This window comes from Kitasatospora sp. NPDC088548, assembly GCF_044753005.1.
Lineage (GTDB): Bacteria > Actinomycetota > Actinomycetes > Streptomycetales > Streptomycetaceae > Kitasatospora.
This window is the reverse complement of sequence record NZ_JBIVMI010000008.1, coordinates 63175-83742: the sequence shown is the minus strand read 5'-3', so window position 1 is coordinate 83742 and position 20568 is coordinate 63175. Positions and strand designations below refer to the sequence as shown.

The window sequence follows — 20568 nt, the reverse complement described above, 5'->3', positions numbered from 1 at the left end:
CTGGGCGCGCGGCGAGAACGTCACCGCGACCGTCGTCGAGATGCCCGCCCCTGCCCCCACCATCACGTTCGCCACGCCCGTTGGACACTCGATCCCCTGTCATGGTTGCCCAGCCCGCGAGACATTCTCGCGCATGGCCGAATCCCCCTCCAGGGGATCCGAGGGGGATTCCTGGCAGGAATGCGGAGCAGGGTCTGCCGGCCCCTCAGCCGGACAGCTCGCCCACGACCAGTTCGGCGATCTGGACGGCGTTGAGCGCCGCGCCCTTGCGCAGGTTGTCGCCGCAGAGGAAGAGGTCCAGTGCCGCCGGGTCGTCCAACGCCCGCCGCACCCGTCCGACCCAGACCGGGTCCGTCCCGACGACATCGTTCGGCGTGGGGTACTCCCCCGCCGCCGGGTCGTCGTACAGCACCACGCCGGGGGCGTCCCGGAGGATCTCCTGCGCGTGCTCCTGGGTGACCTCGCGTTCGAAGACCGCGTGCACGACCAGCGCATGGGTGCGGACCACCGGGATGCGGACGCAGGTCGCCGAGACCCGCAGGGCCGGCAGGCCGAGAATCTTGCGCGACTCGTTGCGGACCTTCAGTTCGTCGGACGACCAGCCGCCGTCCATCAGCGAACCCGCCCACGGCACCGCGTTGAGCGCCAGCGGCGCCGCGAACGGCCCGTGGTCGGCGATCACCGCGCGCAGGTCGCCGGTCTGCTCGCCGACCTCGGTGCCCGCGACCAGCGCGACCTGCTCGCGCAAGGTGTCCACGCCGGTCCGGCCCTCGCCGGAGGCCGCCTGGTAGGTGGCGACCATCAGGGCGCTGAGCCCGTACTCGGCGTGCAGCGCGCCGATCGCCGCGATCATCGCGAGCGTGGTGCAGTTGGGGCTGGCGACGATGCCGCGCGGACGGATCCGCAGCGCGGCCGCGTTCACCTCGGGGACGACCAGCGGGACGTCCTCGTCCATCCGGAACGCGCCGGAGTTGTCCACCACCACGACGCCCTTGGCGGCCGCGATGGGCGCCCACTGGGCGGAGACCTCGTCGGGGACGTCGAACAGCGCGACGTCGATCCCGTCGAAGACCTCCTCCGCCAGCGCCAGCACCTCGACGGGCTCCCCGCGCACGGTCAGCTTGCGGCCGGCCGAGCGCGGGGAGGCGACGAGACGGATCTCGCCCCAGATGTCGTGGCGGAGGGAGAGCAGGCCGAGCAGCACCTCGCCGACCGCGCCGGTGGCGCCGACGACGGCGAGGTTCGGCCGCCGGGTCATCGCCCGGTGCCTCCGTAGACGACCGCCTCGTCCGAGTCGCTGTCCAGCCCGAAGGCGCTGTGGACGGCGCGCACGGCCTCGTTGACGTCGTCGGCCCGGGTGACCACCGAGATGCGGATCTCCGAGGTGGAGATCAGCTCGATGTTGACGCCGGCCTCGGAGAGCGCCTCGAAGAAGGTCGCGGTGACGCCCGGGTTGGAGCGCATACCGGCGCCGACCAGGGAGATCTTGCCGATCGCGTCGTCGTAGCGCAGCGACTCGTAGCCGATGCCCTCCTTGACCCGGCCCAGCGCGTCGATGGCCTTCTGGCCCTCGGCCTTCGGCAGGGTGAAGGAGATGTCGGTCAGCCCGGTCGACGCGGCGGAGACGTTCTGCACCACCATGTCGATGTTGACCTCGGCGTCCGCGATGGCGCGGAAGATGCGCGCCGCCTCGCCCGGCTTGTCCGGCACGCCGACGACGGTGACCTTGGCCTCCGAAGTGTCGTGGGCGACTCCGGAGATGATGGCCTGCTCCATCTCGCCCCCTTCGGGCTGGTTCGGGTTGTCGTTGCTGACGATCGTCCCGGGAAGGCCCGAGAAGGACGAGCGTACGTGAATCGGGATGTTGTAGCGGCGCGCGTACTCCACGCAGCGGTCGAGCAGCACCTTGGAACCGGACGACGCCAGCTCCAGCATGTCCTCGTACGCGATCCAGTCGATCTTGCGGGCCTTCTTCACCACGCGCGGGTCGGCGGTGAACACGCCGTCCACGTCGGTGTAGATCTCGCAGACCTCGGCCCTGAGGGCCGCGGCGAGAGCGACGGCGGTGGTGTCCGAGCCGCCGCGGCCGAGCGTGGTGATGTCCTTGCTCGACTGCGAGACACCCTGGAAACCGGCCACGATCGCGATGTTGCCCTCGTCCAGGGCGGTGCGGATGCGGCCCGGCGTCACGTCGATGATGCGCGCCTTGTTGTGGACGGAGTCGGTGATGACACCGGCCTGGCTGCCCGTGAAGGACTGGGCCTCGTGACCCAGGGATTTGATCGCCATGGCCAGCAGGGCCATGGAGATGCGCTCTCCAGCGGTCAGCAGCATGTCGAACTCGCGGCCGGCGGGGAGAGGTGACACCTGCTCCGCGAGTTCGATGAGCTCGTCCGTCGTGTCGCCCATCGCGGACACCACGACGACGACCTCATGGCCGGCCTTCTTGGTATCGACGATTCGACGGGCCACGCGCTTGATGCCCTCGGCATCCGCAACGGATGAGCCGCCGTACTTCTGCACGACAAGGCCCACGTGCGCTCCTCGACTTGTGTCGTTTCCGGGGGCTCTGGGCCCCCGCACCCCCGGGGGGAGGGGGTTGTGCGGTCCGCGCCAGTCTACCGAGCAGGGGTGCCGCGACCGGCGCTTTCCATATGGTGAGACGTATGTTTCAGCAGGTGGGCGCCGTGCGGGGCGGTCCGACCGGCAGGTCTGCGGGGGATCCGGCGCGGCCCCGAAGAATCGGCGGGCGAATGGGCGGTGGCCCCCGGTTTTCGCCGGGGGCCGGGAACCGTGAGGCTTGCGTCACAATCCGCGTTTCCCTCGCCCCGTCCGGGTTCCCGGGCGTTTCGGCCGGGCTTCCACCGCTTTGTCCGGGGCCGTTTTCTCCGGGCCTGATTTCTCCGGGGCCCGCACTCTCCGGGCCCGCACTCTCCGGGCTCGCGCCGTCCGGACCTGCGCCGTCTACCGCCCGAGCCCCAGTTCGGCCGCCATCAGATCGCCGGCCTGCTGTTCCAGCTGCTCGTCGGTCAGCCCGTCGTCGTCGGTGTCCGCACCGTCCGGCACCGCCCCGATCGGACTGTCCAGCCGGACATGCGCGATCAGCGACTGCAGCGCCCGGAGCACCGCCGAGCAGGTCGTGCCCCAGTTGGAGAGGTACGAGAACTGCCACCACCAGAGCGCCTCGCTGACCCGGCCCTCGCGGTAGTGGGTCAGCCCGTGCTGGAGCTCGCTGACCACGCCGGCCAGGTCGTCCGAGATCCGGAAGGCGTTCGGCTTCTCCGGCGGCCCGTACGGGTCGAAGACCTCGTGGTAGACGTCGATCGGCGCGAGCAGGTCGGCCAGCCGCTCGCGCAGCTGCTCACCGTCCGGCTCCGGACCGGCATCGGGCTCGAACCGGTCCTCCGGGACGACGTCCTCGATCGCGCCGAGCCGGCCGCCGGCCAGCAGCAGCTGCGAGACCTCCAGGAGGAGCAGCGAGACCGCGCTGCCGGGCTCGTCGCCCTTGGCCACCTCGGTGACGGCGAGCACGAAGCTCTCCACCGAGTCCGCGATCTGCACCGCGAGGTCGTCCGGCTCCGAGCCGTGCGCGTGGATGTGCGGAGTGTGCTGCTGCTCCGCGGCGTGGTGCTGCCCGTTCTGGTGCTGCTGCCCGTGGGACTGCTGGTGGGGCGCGTGGGGCTGCGGGTTGATCGTCCGGTCAGACATCGAGCAGTCGTCTCCCTTCGAAGGCGCGGCCGAGGGTGACTTCGTCCGCGTACTCCAGATCCCCGCCGACGGGCAGACCGCTCGCCAGCCGGGTCACCTTCAGGCCCATCGGTTTGCAGAGCCGGGCCAGATAGGTGGCGGTCGCCTCCCCCTCCAGGTTGGGGTCGGTGGCCAGGATCAGCTCGGTGACCGTGCCGTCCGCGAGGCGTGACAGCAGCTCGCGGATCCGCAGATCGTCCGGACCGACGCCCTCGATCGGGCTGATCGCGCCGCCCAGCACGTGGTAGCGGCCGCGGAACTCCCGGGTGCGTTCGATCGCGACGACGTCCTTGGACTCCTCGACCACGCAGATCACCGCGAGGTCGCGGCGCGGGTCCAGACAGACCCGGCACTGCTCGGCCTCCGCGACATTGCCGCAGACCACGCAGAACCGGACCTTGTCCTTGACCTCCAGCAGCGCGTGCGCCAGCCGGCGGACGTCGGTCGGGTCGGCCTGCAGGATGTGGAAGGCGATCCGCTGCGCGCTCTTGGGCCCGACGCCGGGCAGCCTGCCCAGTTCGTCGATCAGGTCCTGAACCACGCCCTCGTACAACGTCGCGCCTTCCCTCAGGTGTGGATGGTGGTGCTCCTGGTTGGTGGTGCTCCGGTGCCATCATCCAACGAATCGGGCGTCGGACACACCGGCCGACGCCCGACTCCCGCATAAATCACACAGGTCCGTTGTCTGAACTTCAGAACTTCGGAGCGCTACTTCACGCTACTTCGAGCCCCGCAGGCCTCGGTGAGGCTGCTGCGGGGCTCTGTGGGGCCCTGTGTGGGCCCTGCGGACCTTCTCAGACCCTGCGGGTTCTCTCCGGTCGGCAGGTCAGAACGGCAGCCCGGGGATGCTTCCCCCGCCCAGGCCCTGGGTCAGCGGGCCCATCCGCTCGGACTGCATCTTCTGCGCCGTCTGGTTCGCGTCCCGGACGGCCGCGAGGATCAGGTCGGCCAGCGTCTCGGTGTCCTCCGGGTCGACGGCGGCCGGGGCGATGGTCAGCGCGACCAGCTCACCGGCGCCCGTCACGGTGGCCTCGACCAGGCCACCGCCCGCCGTACCGTTCACCTTCGCCTCGGCCAGCTCCTGCTGGGCCCGGGCGAGTTCCTCCTGCATCTTCTGCGCCTGCTTCAGCAGCTGCTGCATGTTGGGCTGACCACCACCGGGGAACACGGCTCACTCCCTTGCGTTCTGTGTTCGCGTTGTCTCGCTCGCGTCGTCGAACCGAGCCTACGTGCTGCCCGGGCCGACCGCGTACGGCCGCCCGTCGGTGGCGCGGTGGGCGGTGTGGTGGTCAGTTCCCGGTGTGGTGGATCTCCTCCAGGACGGTCGCACCCAGCTCGCGGATGATCAGCTCCTGGCCCGAGAACGCCTCCTCGTTGAGGTCCGGGTCGTCCTCCTCCGGGATGTCGTCCTCCGGCGCCACCGACCGCACCGGCCGCGCGGGGGCCATGGCCGGCGGCGGCGCCTGTACGGGCGTGGGCGCCGGAGCGGCCGGGACCGGCGTGGGCGCGGGGGCCGACACGGGTGCCGGAGCGGGGGTCTGCATGGCGGGGGCCTGCATCTGGGGCGCGGGCGCGGCGGGACGCGCCGCCTGCGGGGCACCCCAGCCACCACCGCCACCGCCACCGGTACCACCGGCGAGGCCGCCCGCGGCGGCGCCACCGGCTCCGCCGACCCCACCGGACGGGTCGACGATGCACTCGATCCGCCAGTCCACACCCAGCGCGTCGGTCAGCGCCTGCCGCAGCACGTCGTCGCTGTTGCTGCTGACGAAGCTGTCCCGGGCGCCCGCGTTGATGAAGGACACCTGGAGCACGCTGCCGTCGAACCCGGCCACCTGGCCGTTCTGGCTGAGCAGGATCCAGGTGAAGCGACGGCGGTTCTTCACCGCCTCCAGAATCTGCGGCCAGAGCTGCCGGACCTGCCCGGCACCCTGCTGGGCGGCCGCGGAAGGCTGCCCGCCGGCGGCGGAAGCCGGAACGGCGGCCACGGCCGGAGCCGGGGCTGCCTGCGGCTGGGGCGTCTGGGCGGGCGTGGGTACGGGCACTGGAGCGGCCGCCGGGGCGCCGCCCGCCGGCGGGAAGCTGCGCGGAATCGGCCAGGCACCCGGCGCGGGCGCGGCCGGGGCCGGGGCCGGCTGCGCGGGCGGCGCCTGCGGCACCGGCGGAACCACGGGCGCGGGGGCCGCCACAACCGGCGGCGCCTCCACCGCGGGAGCCGCTGCCATCGGAGCCGCTGCCGCCACGGGCGCGGCCACCGCACCCGGGCCTCCCGTCATGCCCACTGCCGGCGCCGCTGCCGCGAATCCCCCGGCCGCCGCCCGCCGCTCCAGCTTGTCCAGCCGCGCCTGCAGCGACAGCTCGTCGCTGTACGCACCCGGCAGCATCACACGGGCGCAGATCAGCTCCAGCTGGAGCCGGGGCGCCGCGTTCCCCCTCATCTCGGTCAGCCCGGTGTTGACGATGTCCGCCGCCCGGCTCAGTTCGGCGGCGCCGAACGCGTCCGCCTGCGCCTGCATGATCGCGACCCGGTCCGCCGGGGCGTCGATCAACCCCTTCTCCCCGGCGTCCGGCACGGTGGCCAGGATCACCAGGTCCCGGAGCCGCTCCAGCAGGTCCGTGACGAACCTGCGCGGATCGTGCCCGCCCTCGACCACCCGGTCGATGACCTGGAACACCGTCGCCCCGTCCTGCGCGGCGAAGGCGTCCACCACCTCGTCCAGCAGCGCCGAATCCGTGTAGCCGAGCAGCGCGGTGGCCATCGGGTACGTCACCCCGGCCTCGTCGGCACCCGCGAGCAGCTGGTCCATCACCGACATCGAGTCACGCACCGACCCGGCCCCGGCCCGGACCACCAGCGGAAAGACGGTGTCCTCGACCTGGATGCCCTCCCGGCCGCAGACCTCCGCCAGGTAGTCACGCAGCGTGCCGGGCGGCACCAGCCGGAACGGATAGTGGTGCGTCCGGGAGCGGATCGTCCCGATCACCTTCTCCGGCTCCGTGGTCGCGAAGATGAACTTGAGGTGCTCCGGCGGCTCCTCCACCACCTTCAGCAGCGCGTTGAAGCCGGCCGAGGTCACCATGTGCGCCTCGTCCAGAATGAAGATCTTGTACCGGCTGTGCACCGGCGCGAAGAACGCCCGCTCCCGCAGCTCACGGGCGTCGTCCACACCACCGTGCGAGGCCGCGTCGATCTCGATCACGTCGATCGATCCGGGCCCACCCGTCGCCAGGTCCCGGCAGGACTGGCACTCACCGCACGGCGTCGGCGTCGGCCCCTGCTCGCAGTTCAGACAGCGGGCCAGGATGCGCGCACTCGTCGTCTTGCCGCAGCCGCGCGGGCCGCTGAACAGATAGGCGTGGTTGACCCTGTTGTTACGCAGGGCCTGCTGGAGCGGAGCGGTCACGTGCTCCTGACCGATGACCTCCGCAAAGGTCTCGGGGCGATAGCGGCGGTACAGGGCTAGGGACACACCCCCGACGATATCGGGACGGACCGACAAACGCGTCGCCCCTCGCCTCCCGGCCCCGGGAACGCAAAGACCCCCCGCGCACCCGCCAGAGCCCTCCTACCCTTGCTGCCTTCCGGCCCTGGGGGGGTTCAGAGAGATAACGCCACACGAGGGGCTGACACCCACAGTACCGGATCCCGACCCCCCACCTCCACCACCCACCCCCTTCACCGATCCGCAGGCACCACCCCCCGCTCACCCTCCACATACGTGGTCGCAACCACCCCTGAACATGTACTAAGCTCTCCCACGGAGGATTCGCCTAGAGGCCTAGGGCGCACGCTTGGAAAGCGTGTTGGGGGCAACCCCTCACGAGTTCGAATCTCGTATCCTCCGCCGGCAGAAGGCCCGGACCGCGCAGCGGTCCGGGCCTTCGTCGTCAGCGGGTCGCCGCTGCCGCGAGTAGTGCGTCGGCGGCTCGCAACCGGCGGTCACTCTCCCGAGTCGGCGATCCGGTAGCCGACCGTGGGCGTGGTGGCGATCACAGGTGGTTCGCCGAGCTTGCGTCGGAGTCTGCCGATGGTCACCGCGACGGTGTTGGTGAACGGGTCGGCGTGCTCGTCCCACACCTGCTCCAGCAGGACCTCCGCACTGAGGAATGCGGGGCTGGCCTGCAGCAGGGCGGCGAGGACCTCGAACTCCTTGACCGAGAGGTCGAGCCGTCGCCCGTCCCGCGTGGCGGCGCGGCGGACGGGGTCGAGTTCGATGCCGGCCGCGCGGAGCACTCGGGCGCGGGCGTAGGGCCGCCGGCGGGCCAGGGCCCGTAGCCGGAGAACGAGTTCGGGGAAGTGGAAGGGTTTGACCAGGTAGTCGTCGGCCCCCAGGCTCAGGCCGCCGACGCGGTCACCGGGCGAGTCGGCGGCGGTAAGCATCAGCACCATCGGCCTCTCGTCCCGGTCGGTGACCATCTGGCAGAGCGCGTCGCCGTGGATGCCTGGCAGGTCGCGGTCCAGCACGATCGCCTCATACGCGGCGGTGTCCAGTTTGGCGGCGGCCTCCAGACCGTCATAGGCGACGTCCACCGCCATGCCCTGGTCGCGCAGGCCCTCGGCCACGAGGTCAGCGAGCACCCGCGCGTCCTCGACCACCAACACCCTCATGCCGTGGCCTCCTGGTTGCCGCCGGCCTGCGGCAGGGTGACGGTGGCCCGCAGACCGCCCCCGGAGCGGGCATGCAGCTCCAGCGTGCCACCGTGCGCCTCGGCGACCGCCGCGACGATGGCGAGCCCGAGACCCGATCCGTCGCTGCCGCGGGTTCGCTCCGCGCCGATCCGGCGGAACGGGCGGACGAGCTGTGCCGCCTCGTCCTGCGTCAGCGCCAGTCCGCCGTTGTCCACGACCAGGTGGACGAGCGCGTCGCTATCGGCGTGGACGGCGACGCGTAGCCAGCCGTCGGGCTCGTTGTGCTGCGCCGCGTTGTCGACCAGGTTCTGCACCAGTCGGCGCAGCAGGGTCCGGCTGCCGTACACGCGAACGGCGGAGCCGCTCTCGCGGGTTGCCGTCAGACCGCGGCGAGCGATGGCGTCGGCCCGCTCGTCGAGGGCTTCGGCGGCGAGCTCGTCCAATCGGACGGTCTCGGAACCCGGCAGCACGCCGTGCTGGGCGCGGGCCAGGGTCAGCAGGCCGTCCAGCAGCCGGTCGACCTGGTCGAGCTCAGCGCGGACCCGGCCCGCCAGCATCCGCGTCTGCTCGGGGAGGGGGCCCGGCTTGGCGAGCGTCACGTCCACTGCCGCCCGCATGGTGGCCAGCGGGGTACGCAGTTCGTGGGAGGCGTCGGCGACGAATCGCCGCTGGGCCGTGAACGCGCCCTCCAGGCGCGCCAGCAGCCCGTCGATGGTGTCGCCGAGGTTCCTCAGTTCGTCGCGCGGGCCCTGGACGGCGAGCCGCTCGTGCAGGCTGTCGGCGGAGATCCGGCGGGTGGCGGCGGTCATCGCGCGCAGCGGGTGCAGCACCCGCCCGGCGGCATACCAGCCGAGCACGACCGAGACCAGGCCCATCACTGTCAGGCCGACAGCCAAGCCGAGGAGCAGTTGGTGCATCTGCTGGGTGTGGGCCTCGGTGAGTTGGTGCTCAAGGCTGGCGATCCGCTCCTGGGCGCCAGGCGGGACGGGCCCGGTCCCGTTGTCCGGGGCAGGCGCGACGTCCACCGAGCCGCCCGCGATCAGCCCGACCACCGCCAGCGTCGTGGCACCCGAGGCCACGAAGAGGGTGGAGTACAGGGTGGTGAACTGCCAACGGACGCTGCTGCGGCGCAGCACCGATGGCGTGAGCAAACCCTGGTCCACCGTCATCGGTCCTCTCTCTCCCCCGCCACCCGGCTGCCTGATCAGGCTAGGCGACGTGCCCTAACAGCGGCATGACAGCGCCCGTTCCGCCCGTGTCACGCAGGCGCACGCAACGTGGTGCCCGGAGTCGAAGACCGAGGGAGAGGACAGGCGGCCGCGATGAGGGACGACGTCGGGATCGAGATGGCGGGCCTGCGGAAACGCTTCGGGGCGACGCAGGCACTGGACGGGATGACGTTCGCGGTCCGGCCCGGTCGGGTGACCGGGTTCGTGGGTCCGAACGGCGCGGGCAAGTCCACCACAATGCGGGTGGTGCTGGGCCTGGACGCACCCGACGCGGGCCGCGCACTGGTCGGCGGCCGGCCGTACCGGAGCCTGCGCAGTCCGTTGACGCGGCTGGGCTCGTTGCTGGACGCCGGAGCGCTGCAGCCCAGCCGGACCGCCCGTAACCACCTGCTGTGGCTGGCGCATTCACAGGGCCTGCCGGCGCGCCGGGTGGATCAGGTGCTGGAGCAGGTGGGGCTGGCCGACGCGGCACGGCGCCGGGCGGGCGGCTTCTCGTTGGGCATGCGTCAGCGGCTCGGCATCGCGGCGGCGCTGCTCGGCGACCCGCCCGCGCTGATGTTGGACGAACCGTTCAACGGCCTGGACCCGGAGGGTATCCGGTGGATCCGCGGCCTGCTCACCTCGCTGGCGGTCGAGGGCCGCGCGGTACTGGTCTCCAGCCACCTGATGGGCGAGCTGGAGGACGTCGCGGACCACTTGGTGGTGGTCGGGCGCGGCCGGGTCGTGGCCGACACCGGTGTGCGCGAGCTGCTGGCTGGGGTCGCGGCCGGCCGGGTGATGCTGCGCACCTCCGAACCGCTCGCTGCCGCCGAGGTGTTGTCGCACACCGGCGCCACCGTGCAGGTGACCGGACCCGGGACCCTCGGCATCACCGGGCTGCCAGGCGAGGCGATCGTTGCACGCCTCACCGCGGCGGCGGTGCCGTTCGCCGAAGTGGCCACCCACCGCGCGACGCTGGAGGAGGCCTATCTCACGCTCACCGGGGATGCCGTCCAGTACCGGAGTGCCGACTCGGCGGCGGGGGTGGAGCGATGAGGGCGCTGCACGCCGAGTGGACCAAGTTCCGCACCGTGCGCGGCTGGGTACTGGGCTCCGTCGGCGCGATGCTGGCGTCCGTGCTGTTCCTGCTGGTCGGCACGGCCTCGTCGAACCAGCACCCACAGGGCGTGACGGCGCTCCCGGTCGGCCCCGGCGGCGAGGCGGTCAACGACAGCTTCTACTTCGTGCACCGGGCGCTGACCGGCGACGGCAGCATCACAGTCCTGGTGACAGCGCTGACTGGCGTACTGGCTGATCCGGCGGGTGGGCCGGGCGGAAGCACGTCCGGCGTCACCCCGTGGTCCAAGGCCGGGATCCTGGTCAAGGAGAGTCTCGACCAGGGTTCACCCTACGCGGCGATGATGGTCACCGGCGCGCATGGGGTGCGGATGCAGAACGACTTCACGCACGACCGCGCGGGCCTGGCCGGAAGCCCCTCGACCGCCGAGCCGCGCTGGCTGCGGCTCGTCCGGACGGGCAGGACAGTCATCGGCCTCGACTCATCCGACGGCGTGCGTTGGGCCGAGGTCGGCACCGCGCGGCTCCCCGAGCCGGCGACAACGGTGCAGGTGGGGCTGTTCGTCGCCGCCCCGGCGGCGGTACAGGCGAGTGGTGGCGGCAGCAGCAGTCCGGCCACGGCCACGGGAGACTTCCGTCGCGTAACGCTCAGCGGCGCCTGGGGGCAGGCGGCCGGAGGCTGGCAGGGCGGGCAGGTGGGCGGCGACGCCGGGACCTCGGGCAGCTACGCGCCCGGCACCGTCGGCGGCTGCACGGCGACGACCGGCGAGGGCTTCACCGTCACCGGCGCGGGCGACATCGCCCCCGTGGTCGGCGGGCCGGCGCTCGGACCGGCATTCACCGTGGAGACCTTCCTCGTCGGCACGTTCGTGGGCTTGATCGTACTGACAGTGGTGGCCGTGCAGTTCGTCACCACCGAGTACCGCCGCGGGCTGCTCGGACAGACCCTCGCGGCGACACCGCACCGCAGCAGGACACTCGCCGCAAAGGCCACGGTGGTCGCGACGGTCGCCTTCGCCGTCGGTGCGGCAGCCGCCACCATGAGCATCCCGCTCGGTGAACTGCGGGCGCACGCCACCCACTTCGCCGTGCTCACCGTACCCACAGCGGTCCAGGCGCGCGCGGTACTCGGCACGGGGCTGCTGCTGGCCGCGACGGCGGTCCTGTCGCTGGCCCTCGGTGTGGTGCTGCGGCGCAGCGCCACAGCGATCACCGCGGTGGTGGCCGCGACGGTGTTCCCGTACCTACTCGCCTCTGGTGGCATGCTTCCGAGCGGCCCGGCCGAGTGGGTGCTCCGGCTCACCCCGGCGGCGGGCTTCGCCGTCCAGCAGACCCTGCCGCGCCACGACCAGGTGCTCAGCGTCTACGCTCCCTCGTCGGGTTACTTCCCGCTCTCCCCCTGGGGAGGCCTCGCCGTGCTCGGTGCCTGGAGCGTGCTCGCTCTCGCGGCGGCAGCCGTGCTGCTGCGCCGGAGGGACGCATGAGTGGCGTCGACACCATCGGGTTCCGCCGGGCCTGCCGCGCCGAGTGGACGAAGCTCCGCACCGAGGCCGGACACGGCTGGCTGCTGCTCGGCCTGGTTCTCGTCACGGTCGGCGTCGGCGCGGCTGTGTCCGCGGGCGTCCCGTGCCCGGCGTCGGGCTGCGGTCAGGACCAGGTGCGACTCAGCCTGGCCGGGGTGTCGGTGAGCCAGGTGCTCGCCGCTGTCACGGCCGTCCTGCTCGTGGGCGGCGAGTACGGCACCGGCCTGATCCGCACCACGCTTGTGGCACTGCCCAGGCGCGGCACGGTGCTGGCAGCGAAAGCCACCGTGCTCAGCGGAACGGTCCTCGCAGTCGGAAGCGTCGCCGTGCTCGCCTCCATCCTCGCGGGACACCTGCTCCTGCCGGGCGCCGGATACACGCCCGCCCACGGCTACACCCAGCTCTCCCTCGCCGACGGGCCGACCCTGCGCGCGGCAGCCGGCTCGGTGCTCTACCTGGTCCTAGTGGGCCTGCTCACCCTCGGCGTCGCCGTCGCGGTTCGGGACGCGGCGGTCGCGGCGGGCGTCGTGTTGGCGCTGCTCTACCTCTTCCCGCTGCTCAGCCATGTCGTCACCGAGCCGCACCTGCAGCGGCTGCTGGCACGGCTCGGCCCGATGCCGGCGGGCCTCGCGATCCAGGCGACGACGAACCTGAGCCATCTCCCCATCGGCCCCTGGGCGGGCCTCGGCGTTCTGGCCCTCTGGGCGGCGACCGCGCTGTTCCTCGGGGGCACGATCCTGCGGCTGCGGGACGCGTGAATCCACACGCGCGGCGCCGGCCCGGACGCTTCTCGTGCCCGGGCCGACCTCGTCACGGTGGTGAAGTTGCCGCCCGTGGTCTCAGCTCTGGTCTCATTCACCGCAGTCCAGCGAGGTTCAGAGCCTGGGCAGCGCCCCGCTTCACCCCAGGTCAGAACGGGTACGGACCCCGGCGGACAGGGTTCGGGAGAATTGGAAAGCGTGTTGGGGGCAACCCCTCACGAGTTCGAATCTCGTATCCTCCGCCTTGATCGAAGGCCCGGACTGCACCAGTCCGGGCCTTCGTCGTTCCCGGCTGGCTGTTGTCTGCCGGCTTCGCGCACGCAGTTGACTCTTCCACGACACCGGCGCCCACGGCGACGACCTGCCTCAGGGCCCCCGCCGGCAGGCGGGCACTCCGTGCTTCCATGGATGTGTGGTCTTGTATGTCGGCACCTCGGGCTGGCAGTACGACGACTGGCGTGGCGTCCTGTACGCGCCGGGGATGCCGCGGCGGTTCTGGCTGGAGGAGTACGCCCAGCGGTTCGCCACGGTGGAGAACAACAACGCCTTCTACCGCCTGCCCGCGGCGGAGACCTTCGCCACCTGGCGGGAGCGAACCCCGGAGGGGTTCGTGATGGCGGTCAAGGCAAGCCGCTTTCTCACGCACATCAAGCGCCTGCACGACCCGCAGGAGCCGGTGCAGCGGCTGCTGTCGGCCGCCGAAGGGCTGGGCTCGCGGCTCGGACCGGTCCTCCTCCAGCTCCCGCCTACCCTGCGGGCGGACGTCGGCCTCCTCGACAGTTGCCTGGGCTGCTTCCCGGCCGGGGTGAGGGTGGCCGTCGAACCCCGGCACGATTCATGGTGGGTGCCGGAGATCCGGGCGGTGCTCGAACGGCGCGGCGCCGCCCTCTGCTGGGCGGACCGGCAGGCACGCCCGGTCACACCGCTGTGGCGGACCGCCGACTGGGGCTACCTGCGCTTCCACGCCGGCCTGGCGCAGCCGCCGCCCCGGTACGGTCGGCAGTCGCTGGCCACCTGGGTGGCCAGGGTCGCCGAGGCCTGGTCGGATGAGGCCGACGTGTACGCGTACTTCAACAACGACCTCGGCGGTGCGGCTCCCCTGGACGCCGTCGCCTTCGCCCGAGCGGCCGCCAGGGCCGGCCGGACGGTGAGCCGCACGCCACAGCACCTGGCGGTGAGGCAGGCATGATCCGCAGTCGACTGATCGTCTCCGGTGAAGTCCAGGGCGTGTATTTCCGTGACACCTGCCGGAGGGTGGCACGGGAGCACGGCGTGGCCGGCTGGGTACGCAACCTCCCCGACGGAACGGTCGAGGCCGTGTTCGAGGGCGAGGCCACGGCCGTCGAACGGCTGGTCACGTGGGCACGGCATGGCCCGTACGCGGCCGTGGTGGACCGAGTCCGCGTCCACGAGGAGGAACCCGAGGGGCTCGTGGGCTTCGAGATCCGCCCGACGCCCTGGGGCGGATAGGCAGAGCTCGTGCCCCTGGATGGTGCGACTGCGGTTGCCGTCCTGAGGACGAGCGTGTCGGAAAGTCGATCCGCGACAGAGCCGTTCTTCTTACAGACCCGTCCGGGAGGCGAGTGCGGCGGTGATGATCCTGAGGGCGGGGCGGTACTTCACGGTGGCGGCCAGACGGCTGAGCTCGGCGTAGGCATCCTCGTCGCCGAGCTGGGTCAGGGCGTGCACGGCGGCGCCGGCCGTCTTGGGTGATCGCGGGCCGATGCCGGGGAGCCGTATCAGGGCCGCTTCCACCAGTTGGCCCAAGGCCGCCGCGGACTGCGGATGGGCCTGCGTGAGAGCCAGTAGCGCCGCAAGGCCCTGTAGCGCGCGAGTGTTGAAGGGGTCGAGTTCGAACTCGGCGGTACCGGCGCCGTGGTGGGATTTCACAGGCGCGGTACGGGGCTCACCCACCGGGGCAAGCCAGGAGGTGATCGCCCTGCGGGCGCGGTCAGGTCCCACGTCCGCCAACAGTCCGCGTCCAAGGCGCTGCCACGTGCCGGTGGGGCGGGAGCCCTTGGCGGTCAGCGCGTGGGCGACCAGCGCATGCCACGCGGGTTCGGCCCCGGTCAGATCGGCGATCACGCGCTCGGCCCACGGCTCGCCGGGGTTGAGCACGGGCTCCACGATCCTCGCGGCGAGGGTACGGAGTTCACCGGGTGTCTCGGACGTCAGCGCGGTTCTGCGGACGGTGGCGACCACCGGATCGGGCAGTGCCCGCCCCGCCGCCTGCTCCACCTCGACCAGGCAGGTCAGCCGCCAGCCCTCCCACAGCGTCATCTTCGCCGCCGCCTGGGCCATCAGCGGCTCTTGCCAGGCGGCCAGTTGCTCGACAGGCAGCCCGTGCGCCACCAGGGTGACCAGCGAGGCGAGGTCCCGGCAGCGACCCGGGTGGTGAACAGCCGTCTCCTCCAGCCCATCGGTCATCCGTCGCAGTAGCAGGACCCGGGTGGAGGCGGGCATCTCCCGCAGCAGGCTGATCAGTTGGCCACCGTCGAACGTCCAGTCACCGTCGATGTCAGCACACAGCTGGTAGAGGTTCCTGTCCAGGCCGGTCACATCGCCGGCGTTCGCAAGCTGTCGGATCCTGGCCAGACGAGCAACCTGCTCGTTCTCCTGCAACACCGGCTACCTCTCCGCAGAACCCAGCTCGCCTTGACGACACACGACACTGGGCGAGGCCACCGACAGCGCGGCTGGCACCACCTCTGACCGGCGCAGATGACCTCGGCTACCGTCCTGCCCGCAGGACGAGGAGGCCGCCGGATCCGGCGCGAGGCGCGACACCCCGGGTCGTGCCGCACGGGGCTTGCGGTGGTTGCGGTTCGGGTTGTATTCACCCCGTTCGACGAGGTCCGGCCCATGGTCACCGTCGGACAGCCGGGACGCTCCTCGGGGCTCCACGTCCGGCTGGAGGAGCAGGCGAGTGTCCGGGATCACAGGGTGGCTCGTTGGGTGGGCGAAATGCCTTGGCCGCCGGAATGGTTGGCACCTGTACGCATTCCTGAACGCGTGCGTATCGTCCGGCACCCATGAGGAGCACCTCCGTGACCGTCACTGCGTCCTCCGCCTCCCGCGCGGCCGAGATCCTGTCCCGGCCGGTCGCGCTGAACGGGCTGACCGTCCCGAACCGCATCGTGATGGCTCCGATGACGCGCATGTTCTCCCCGGGCGGCGTCCCCGGTGAGGACGTGCGGTCGTACTACGCCCGTCGGGCGGCCGCCGGTGTGGGCCTGATCGTCACCGAGGGGACCTACGTCGGCCACGAGTCGGCCGGGCAGAGTGACCGGGTGCCGCGGTTCCACGGTGCGGAGCAGCTGGCGGGGTGGGCGAAGGTCGCCGAGGCCGTTCACGCGGCGGGTGGGGCGATCGTGCCGCAGTTGTGGCACATCGGCATGGTGCGCAAGCAGGGCGATCCGCCCTACGCCGACGCCCCCGCCGTCGGCCCCTCCGGCATCCGTGTCGACGGCACCGAGGGCACCGGCAGGGCGATGACCCGGCGCGACCTGGACGAGGTGACAGGCGCCTTCGCCGAGGCCGCCGCGGCCGCGGAGCGTATCGGCTTCGACGGTGTCGAACTGCACGGCGCCCACGGCTACCTCCTCGACCAGTTCCTGTGGGCGGGGACGAACCGCCGTACCGACGCCTACGGCGGCGGCCCCGTGGCCCGTACGAAGTTCGCGGCCGAGATCGTGGCCGCGGTCCGCGAGAGCGTCTCCCCCGAGTTCCCGGTGCTCTTCCGCTACTCGCAGTGGAAGCAGGAGGCCTACGACGCGAGGCTCGCCGAGACCCCGGAGGAGCTGGAGGCGATCCTGGCCCCGCTCGCGGCGGCCGGCGTCGACGCTTTCCACGCCTCCACCCGCCGCTACTGGCTGCCGGAGTTCGAGGGCTCGGATCTGAACCTGGCGGGCTGGACCAGGAAGCTCACCGGCAGGCCCACCATCACCGTCGGCTCGGTCGGCCTCGACGGGGACTTCGTCCGTGCCTTCATGGGCGAGGGCGCGCCGGTCCGGGGCATCGACAACCTCCTCGACCGCCTGGAGCGCGACGAGTTCGACCTGGTCGCCGTCGGCCGCGCTCTGCTCCAGGACCCGGAGTGGGCGGCGAAGGTCCTGGGGGGCCGGTTCGAGGAGCTGGAGCCGTACGACGCCGAGGCGCTGAAGACGCTGAGCTAGGGAGCCGGCGCGGGCCGCCACCCACATCGCTACGGGCGCGTCCCTCACGAGTTCGAACCCCGTGCCCTCCACACCCCGTCCGCCAGGGCGACTCCGAGGTCCCGACCACACAGTGGTCGGGACCTCCGGCGTTCTCGACAGCCGCCCGGGTAGCCCTGTGCCTGACCGGCCGCGGCAGCCCGGTTCTGGTTGTACCGCCCCCGCGGACGGTTCCGGCCATGGCCCGAACCGTCCAAGTCCGGCGTCTACCAAATGATTTGTGGCTTTGGGCAGGATCGGTCCCATGTACCTCGTTCATACCGCCCTCCGGCCCGGGGCAGCCGGCGGCCCGCTCCCCCCGGATGCCCGCGAGCTTCTCCTGGCCGCCGCGCGGGTCGAGGACCGGATCGAGCACGTCGTCCTCCACCCGCACGCGGTGCCGCACCCGGTCCTGGGGGTCTATCTGCTCGCCGACTCCATGGAGGAGGCCGAGGCGCGGGTCGCCGGTTTCTGCGACCGGGCCCTGGCCGCCGTCCGGCCGTTCACGGGGTGGTGTGCGGCCCCGCCCACCGTGCCGCTCGTCGTTCCCTTCTACGAGCGGCTGCTGGCGGAGTACGGTCGGCCCGGCCGAAACGGGCCAGGACGGCTGCCGCCCGCGTGAGGCGTTCGCACCGCGCTCGGGCTGCGGGCGACGGCCCGAGGAGGGCGGCCTGCGGGCCGGAACGGGTCGGCCCCGCGTAGCGGCTTTCCGCGCCACGCGGGGCCGACGGACCAGGTCAGCGCCCGGCCGGGACGGGCTCGGCGAGGCCGGCCGGGGTGTCCCTCGGGGTACCGGCCGGCTTGGACCGCTCGCGCATCAGGACCAGGGTGAGCCCGGCGGCGGCCAGGACGGCGAAGGCACCCGCGGTGAAGGTGGTGGACGTCGCGGTGGTGAAGGCGTCCCGGGCCGCGGTGGCCAGGCCGTCGTCGCCGGTGGACGAGGCCAGGGCGAGCGCGTCGGTGATCGCGTGGCGGCCGGCGGCCGGGGCGTCGGTGGGCATCGCGCCGGTGTAGGTGCTGGACAGGACCGTGCCGAGGATGGCCACGCCGAGCGCCGCGCCGGCCTGCTGGACGGTGTCGTTGAGCGCCGAGCCGACCCCTGCGTGCTCGGCCGGGATGGCCCCCATCATCGCGGTGGCGGCTGCGGGCATCGCCAGGCCGCAGCCGGCCCCCAGCAGCAGCATGGCCACGGCGAGCCTGGTGAACCCCTCGTCGACGGAGAGGGTCGCCAGCACACCGAACCCGCCGGCGATGACCAGCAGGCCGGAGGCGGTCATCACCCGCGGGCCGATCCGCTTGCCGAGCGAGGCGCCCAGTGCGTTGAAGACCAGGGTGGCCACGGCCAGCGGGATGAAGGAGAGACCGGTGTCGGTCGGCGAGTAGCCGAGAACGAACTGGAGGTACTGGGTCAGCACCAGCATCAGCCCGCCGTTGGCGAAGGTCAGCAGGACGAGCGAGAAGCTGGCGCCGCTGAAGACCCGGTTGCGGAACAGGCCGAGCGGGACCATCGGCGACGAGGTGCGCACCTCCCGGACCGCGAAGCCGGCCAGGGCCAGCACGGTGACGGCGAGCGCGGCGAGGGTGCCGGGATGGGAGATGCCGTCCTTCGGGAGCACGATGATCGTCCAGACCAGTGCGGTCATGCCGACCATGGAGAGCACCATTCCGGGGAAGTCGGGCTTGCGCCACGGTCCCTTGGACTCCGGCATCAGGACGACGGCGGCGAGGATGGCGAGCGCGGCGATCGGGACGTTCAGCAGGAAGACCGCGCCCCACCAGAAGTGGGCGATCAGGGCACCGCCCAGGACCGGTCCGCCGACCAGGCCGATCATGGCCACCGCGCTCCAGGCGGCGATCGCCCTGGGGCGTTCCTCGTCGTCGAAGACGGTGATGAGGATGGACAGGGTGCTGGGCATCACCAGGGCGCCGCCGATGCCCATCAGCACGCGGCCGGCGATGAGTTGGCCCGGGTCGGCGGCGAAGGCCGCCAGCAGTGAGGCGGCTCCGAAGAGCGTCAGCCCGACGATCATCACCCGCCGTCGGCCGAACCGGTCGGAGAGACTGCCGGAGGTCAGCAGCAGGCCGGCGAAGACCAGGATGTACGAGTCGATGATCCACTGGATGTCCTGGGCGCCGGCCTTCAGGTCCTCCGCGATCGGCGGGATCGACACCGTGAGCACCATGTTGTCGATCACCAGCACCAGGCTGCTGAGGCAGAGCACGATCAGGATGAGCCAGCGTCGCGGATGACGGTCCATCGTGAACCCTTTCGAGCGTCCGTGCGCCGCCGGGCACACGCGATGACGGATAGCGGAAGGAGCGCGGGAGAGCGGGAGGCGCGGGAAAGAGGGCGCGGGCACACCGCCCTCCGTCCCCACGGGTACAGTGTGCGCCGCTCCGCACACTGTATGGATGCCGCACACCGTTCGTAAAGTCCGAACGGTGTGCGCTTCTCGCGCTATCCTTGGCCGGGAGGCGGCCCGGCGCGCGTCGCGCCAGGCCTGAGCCCCGCTGAATCGAGAGGAGGCCGCCGTGGCGGCCAGGAAAGAGCAGATTCCGTCGGTGTGGACCCGCCCGCAGCGGGCCCGACGGCGGGACCAGCCCGCGCTCAGCCGGGAGCAGATCGTCGCCGAGGCCATCGCGATCCTGGACGCCGACGGGATCGAGGCCCTGAGCATGCGACGGCTCGGCACCCGCCTCAACGCCGGCGCCACCTCGATGTACACCCATGTGGCCAACAAGGAGGAGCTGATCGAGCTGGTCGTGGACGAGGTCCTCGGCGAGCTGCGACTGCCGGACACCACCGCCCTTCGGGGCAGCGGCAGTTCGGGTGCCGCCGGATCCGGCAGCGCCAGCTCCGGAAGCGCCGACCCGGATGCCTGGCGGGCGGCCATCACCGAGTGCGCGGACGGTGTGCGCGCGACCGTCCTGCGCCACCCGTGGCTCGTCTCCGTTCTCGGGGACGTGGGCCTGGCCTACCTCGGACCGAACATGATGCGCTTCTCCGAAGCCATGCTCACCGTGCTGGAGGAGGCCGGTTTCGAACTGCTGGAGGCCAACGACGCGATGGGCGTCGTCATGGCGTTCGTCGTCGGCATGGCGACCAGCGAGGCCTCCTGGCTGACCACGATCGCCCGGCACGGCACGGACGAACAGGCCTGGGTGGAGCAGCTGCTGCCCGCTGCCAAGGAGGCCGCCCGGGGGCACCCGCGCCTGCACCGGCTGTACCTCATGCAGCAGAGTCTGGATGCCTCCGCCACCCGCGAGAACGGCTTCGCCAACGGCATCCGGCTGGTGCTGGACGGGATCGAACTCGCCCACCGGGCCCGGACCGAGAACCGCTGAGCGCCGCGCGGCGAGTCGGTCGTCGCGTCGGGACCGGTGCCGACGGCCGGTTCACCATCGGCCCCGCGAGGCCAACCCCGGTGA

18 protein-coding genes, 1 tRNA gene and 1 other RNA gene are annotated in these 20568 nt (G+C 71.9%); 9 read left to right on the top strand and 11 right to left on the bottom strand.

From position 1 onward, the window contains the following. Positions 1–205 precede the first annotated feature (205 nt). From ACIP82_RS13025 to ffs, 7 genes are all read right to left on the bottom strand, one after another. Positions 206–1258 carry an aspartate-semialdehyde dehydrogenase gene (locus tag ACIP82_RS13025; protein ID WP_400653403.1) on the bottom strand — a complete coding sequence of 351 codons (1053 nt, stop codon included), beginning with the start codon at positions 1256–1258 and terminating at the stop codon, positions 206–208. Beyond that, positions 1255–2535, bottom strand: a complete 1281-nt coding sequence (locus ACIP82_RS13020; protein ID WP_363604040.1) for an aspartate kinase — start codon at positions 2533–2535, stop codon at positions 1255–1257. Before ACIP82_RS13020 ends, ACIP82_RS13025 begins: the two co-directional genes overlap by 4 nt. A gap of 429 nt (positions 2536–2964) precedes the next feature. After that, positions 2965–3708, bottom strand: coding sequence for a DUF5063 domain-containing protein (locus ACIP82_RS13015; protein WP_363604038.1), 744 nt, complete (start codon positions 3706–3708; stop codon positions 2965–2967). Further along, on the bottom strand, positions 3701–4300 hold the full coding sequence (gene recR, locus ACIP82_RS13010; RefSeq protein WP_363604037.1) for a recombination mediator RecR: 600 nt from the start codon (positions 4298–4300) through the stop codon (positions 3701–3703). Before recR ends, ACIP82_RS13015 begins: the two co-directional genes overlap by 8 nt. 273 nt (positions 4301–4573) lie before the next feature. Next, on the bottom strand, positions 4574–4915 hold the full coding sequence (locus ACIP82_RS13005; RefSeq protein WP_363604036.1) for a YbaB/EbfC family nucleoid-associated protein: 342 nt from the start codon (positions 4913–4915) through the stop codon (positions 4574–4576). A 121-nt stretch (positions 4916–5036) separates the two neighbouring features. Then, a complete protein-coding gene (locus ACIP82_RS13000) occupies positions 5037–7217 on the bottom strand; it encodes a DNA polymerase III subunit gamma and tau (RefSeq protein ID WP_400653399.1) in 2181 nt (726 codons plus the stop codon). 65 nt (positions 7218–7282) lie between these two features. Then, positions 7283–7373, bottom strand: an RNA gene (gene ffs, locus ACIP82_RS12995) — signal recognition particle sRNA small type. Positions 7374–7507: 134 nt separating this feature from the next. Between ffs and ACIP82_RS12990 the strand changes: the two genes are divergently transcribed. After that, positions 7508–7592 (top strand) — tRNA-Ser (locus ACIP82_RS12990). A gap of 95 nt (positions 7593–7687) precedes the next feature. Here ACIP82_RS12990 and ACIP82_RS12985 read toward each other — a convergent pair. Beyond that, positions 7688–8356 (bottom strand): response regulator transcription factor, encoded by a 669-nt coding sequence (locus tag ACIP82_RS12985; RefSeq protein ID WP_363603991.1) that lies wholly within the window; start codon positions 8354–8356, stop codon positions 7688–7690. Continuing rightward, positions 8353–9546, bottom strand: coding sequence for a sensor histidine kinase (locus tag ACIP82_RS12980; protein ID WP_400653397.1), 1194 nt, complete (start codon positions 9544–9546; stop codon positions 8353–8355). The genes ACIP82_RS12985 and ACIP82_RS12980 overlap by 4 nt, the downstream gene beginning before the upstream one ends. A 153-nt stretch (positions 9547–9699) precedes the next feature. On the opposite strand from ACIP82_RS12980, the gene ACIP82_RS12975 reads away from it, so the two are divergent. From ACIP82_RS12975 to ACIP82_RS12955, 5 genes are all read left to right on the top strand, one after another. Then, on the top strand, positions 9700–10641 hold the full coding sequence (locus tag ACIP82_RS12975; protein WP_363603987.1) for an ATP-binding cassette domain-containing protein: 942 nt from the start codon (positions 9700–9702) through the stop codon (positions 10639–10641). Beyond that, on the top strand, positions 10638–12146 hold the full coding sequence (locus ACIP82_RS12970) for a hypothetical protein (protein WP_400653394.1): 1509 nt from the start codon (positions 10638–10640) through the stop codon (positions 12144–12146). Before ACIP82_RS12975 ends, ACIP82_RS12970 begins: the two co-directional genes overlap by 4 nt. Beyond that, the gene (locus ACIP82_RS12965; RefSeq protein WP_363603985.1) at positions 12143–12943 is read left to right on the top strand and encodes an ABC transporter permease; all 801 of its coding nucleotides are present in this window, start codon (positions 12143–12145) and stop codon (positions 12941–12943) included. Before ACIP82_RS12970 ends, ACIP82_RS12965 begins: the two co-directional genes overlap by 4 nt. Positions 12944–13358: 415 nt before the next feature. Continuing rightward, on the top strand, positions 13359–14135 hold the full coding sequence (locus ACIP82_RS12960) for a DUF72 domain-containing protein (RefSeq protein ID WP_400653392.1): 777 nt from the start codon (positions 13359–13361) through the stop codon (positions 14133–14135). Next, positions 14132–14416 carry an acylphosphatase gene (locus tag ACIP82_RS12955; RefSeq protein ID WP_363603983.1) on the top strand — a complete coding sequence of 95 codons (285 nt, stop codon included), beginning with the start codon at positions 14132–14134 and terminating at the stop codon, positions 14414–14416. Before ACIP82_RS12960 ends, ACIP82_RS12955 begins: the two co-directional genes overlap by 4 nt. 90 nt (positions 14417–14506) lie before the next feature. Here ACIP82_RS12955 and ACIP82_RS12950 read toward each other — a convergent pair whose 3' ends face one another. Next, complete coding sequence (locus ACIP82_RS12950; RefSeq protein WP_363603981.1) at positions 14507–15571, bottom strand: hypothetical protein; 1065 nt, start codon at positions 15569–15571, stop codon at positions 14507–14509. 422 nt (positions 15572–15993) lie between these two features. On the opposite strand from ACIP82_RS12950, the gene ACIP82_RS12945 reads away from it, so the two are divergent. Beyond that, positions 15994–17121: an NADH:flavin oxidoreductase gene (locus ACIP82_RS12945; protein WP_363603979.1), complete on the top strand. Its 1128-nt coding sequence runs from the start codon at positions 15994–15996 to the stop codon at positions 17119–17121. Positions 17122–17404: 283 nt separating this feature from the next. Then, the gene (locus ACIP82_RS12940; protein ID WP_400653389.1) at positions 17405–17761 is read left to right on the top strand and encodes a hypothetical protein; all 357 of its coding nucleotides are present in this window, start codon (positions 17405–17407) and stop codon (positions 17759–17761) included. Positions 17762–17876: 115 nt separating this feature from the next. On the opposite strand, the gene ACIP82_RS12935 is transcribed toward ACIP82_RS12940, so the two are convergent. Beyond that, on the bottom strand, positions 17877–19397 hold the full coding sequence (locus ACIP82_RS12935) for an MFS transporter (RefSeq protein ID WP_400653387.1): 1521 nt from the start codon (positions 19395–19397) through the stop codon (positions 17877–17879). A 274-nt stretch (positions 19398–19671) separates the two neighbouring features. Between ACIP82_RS12935 and ACIP82_RS12930 the strand changes: the two genes are divergently transcribed. Beyond that, positions 19672–20484 (top strand): TetR/AcrR family transcriptional regulator, encoded by an 813-nt coding sequence (locus ACIP82_RS12930; protein ID WP_400653385.1) that lies wholly within the window; start codon positions 19672–19674, stop codon positions 20482–20484. The last annotated feature ends 84 nt before the right edge of the window (positions 20485–20568 follow it).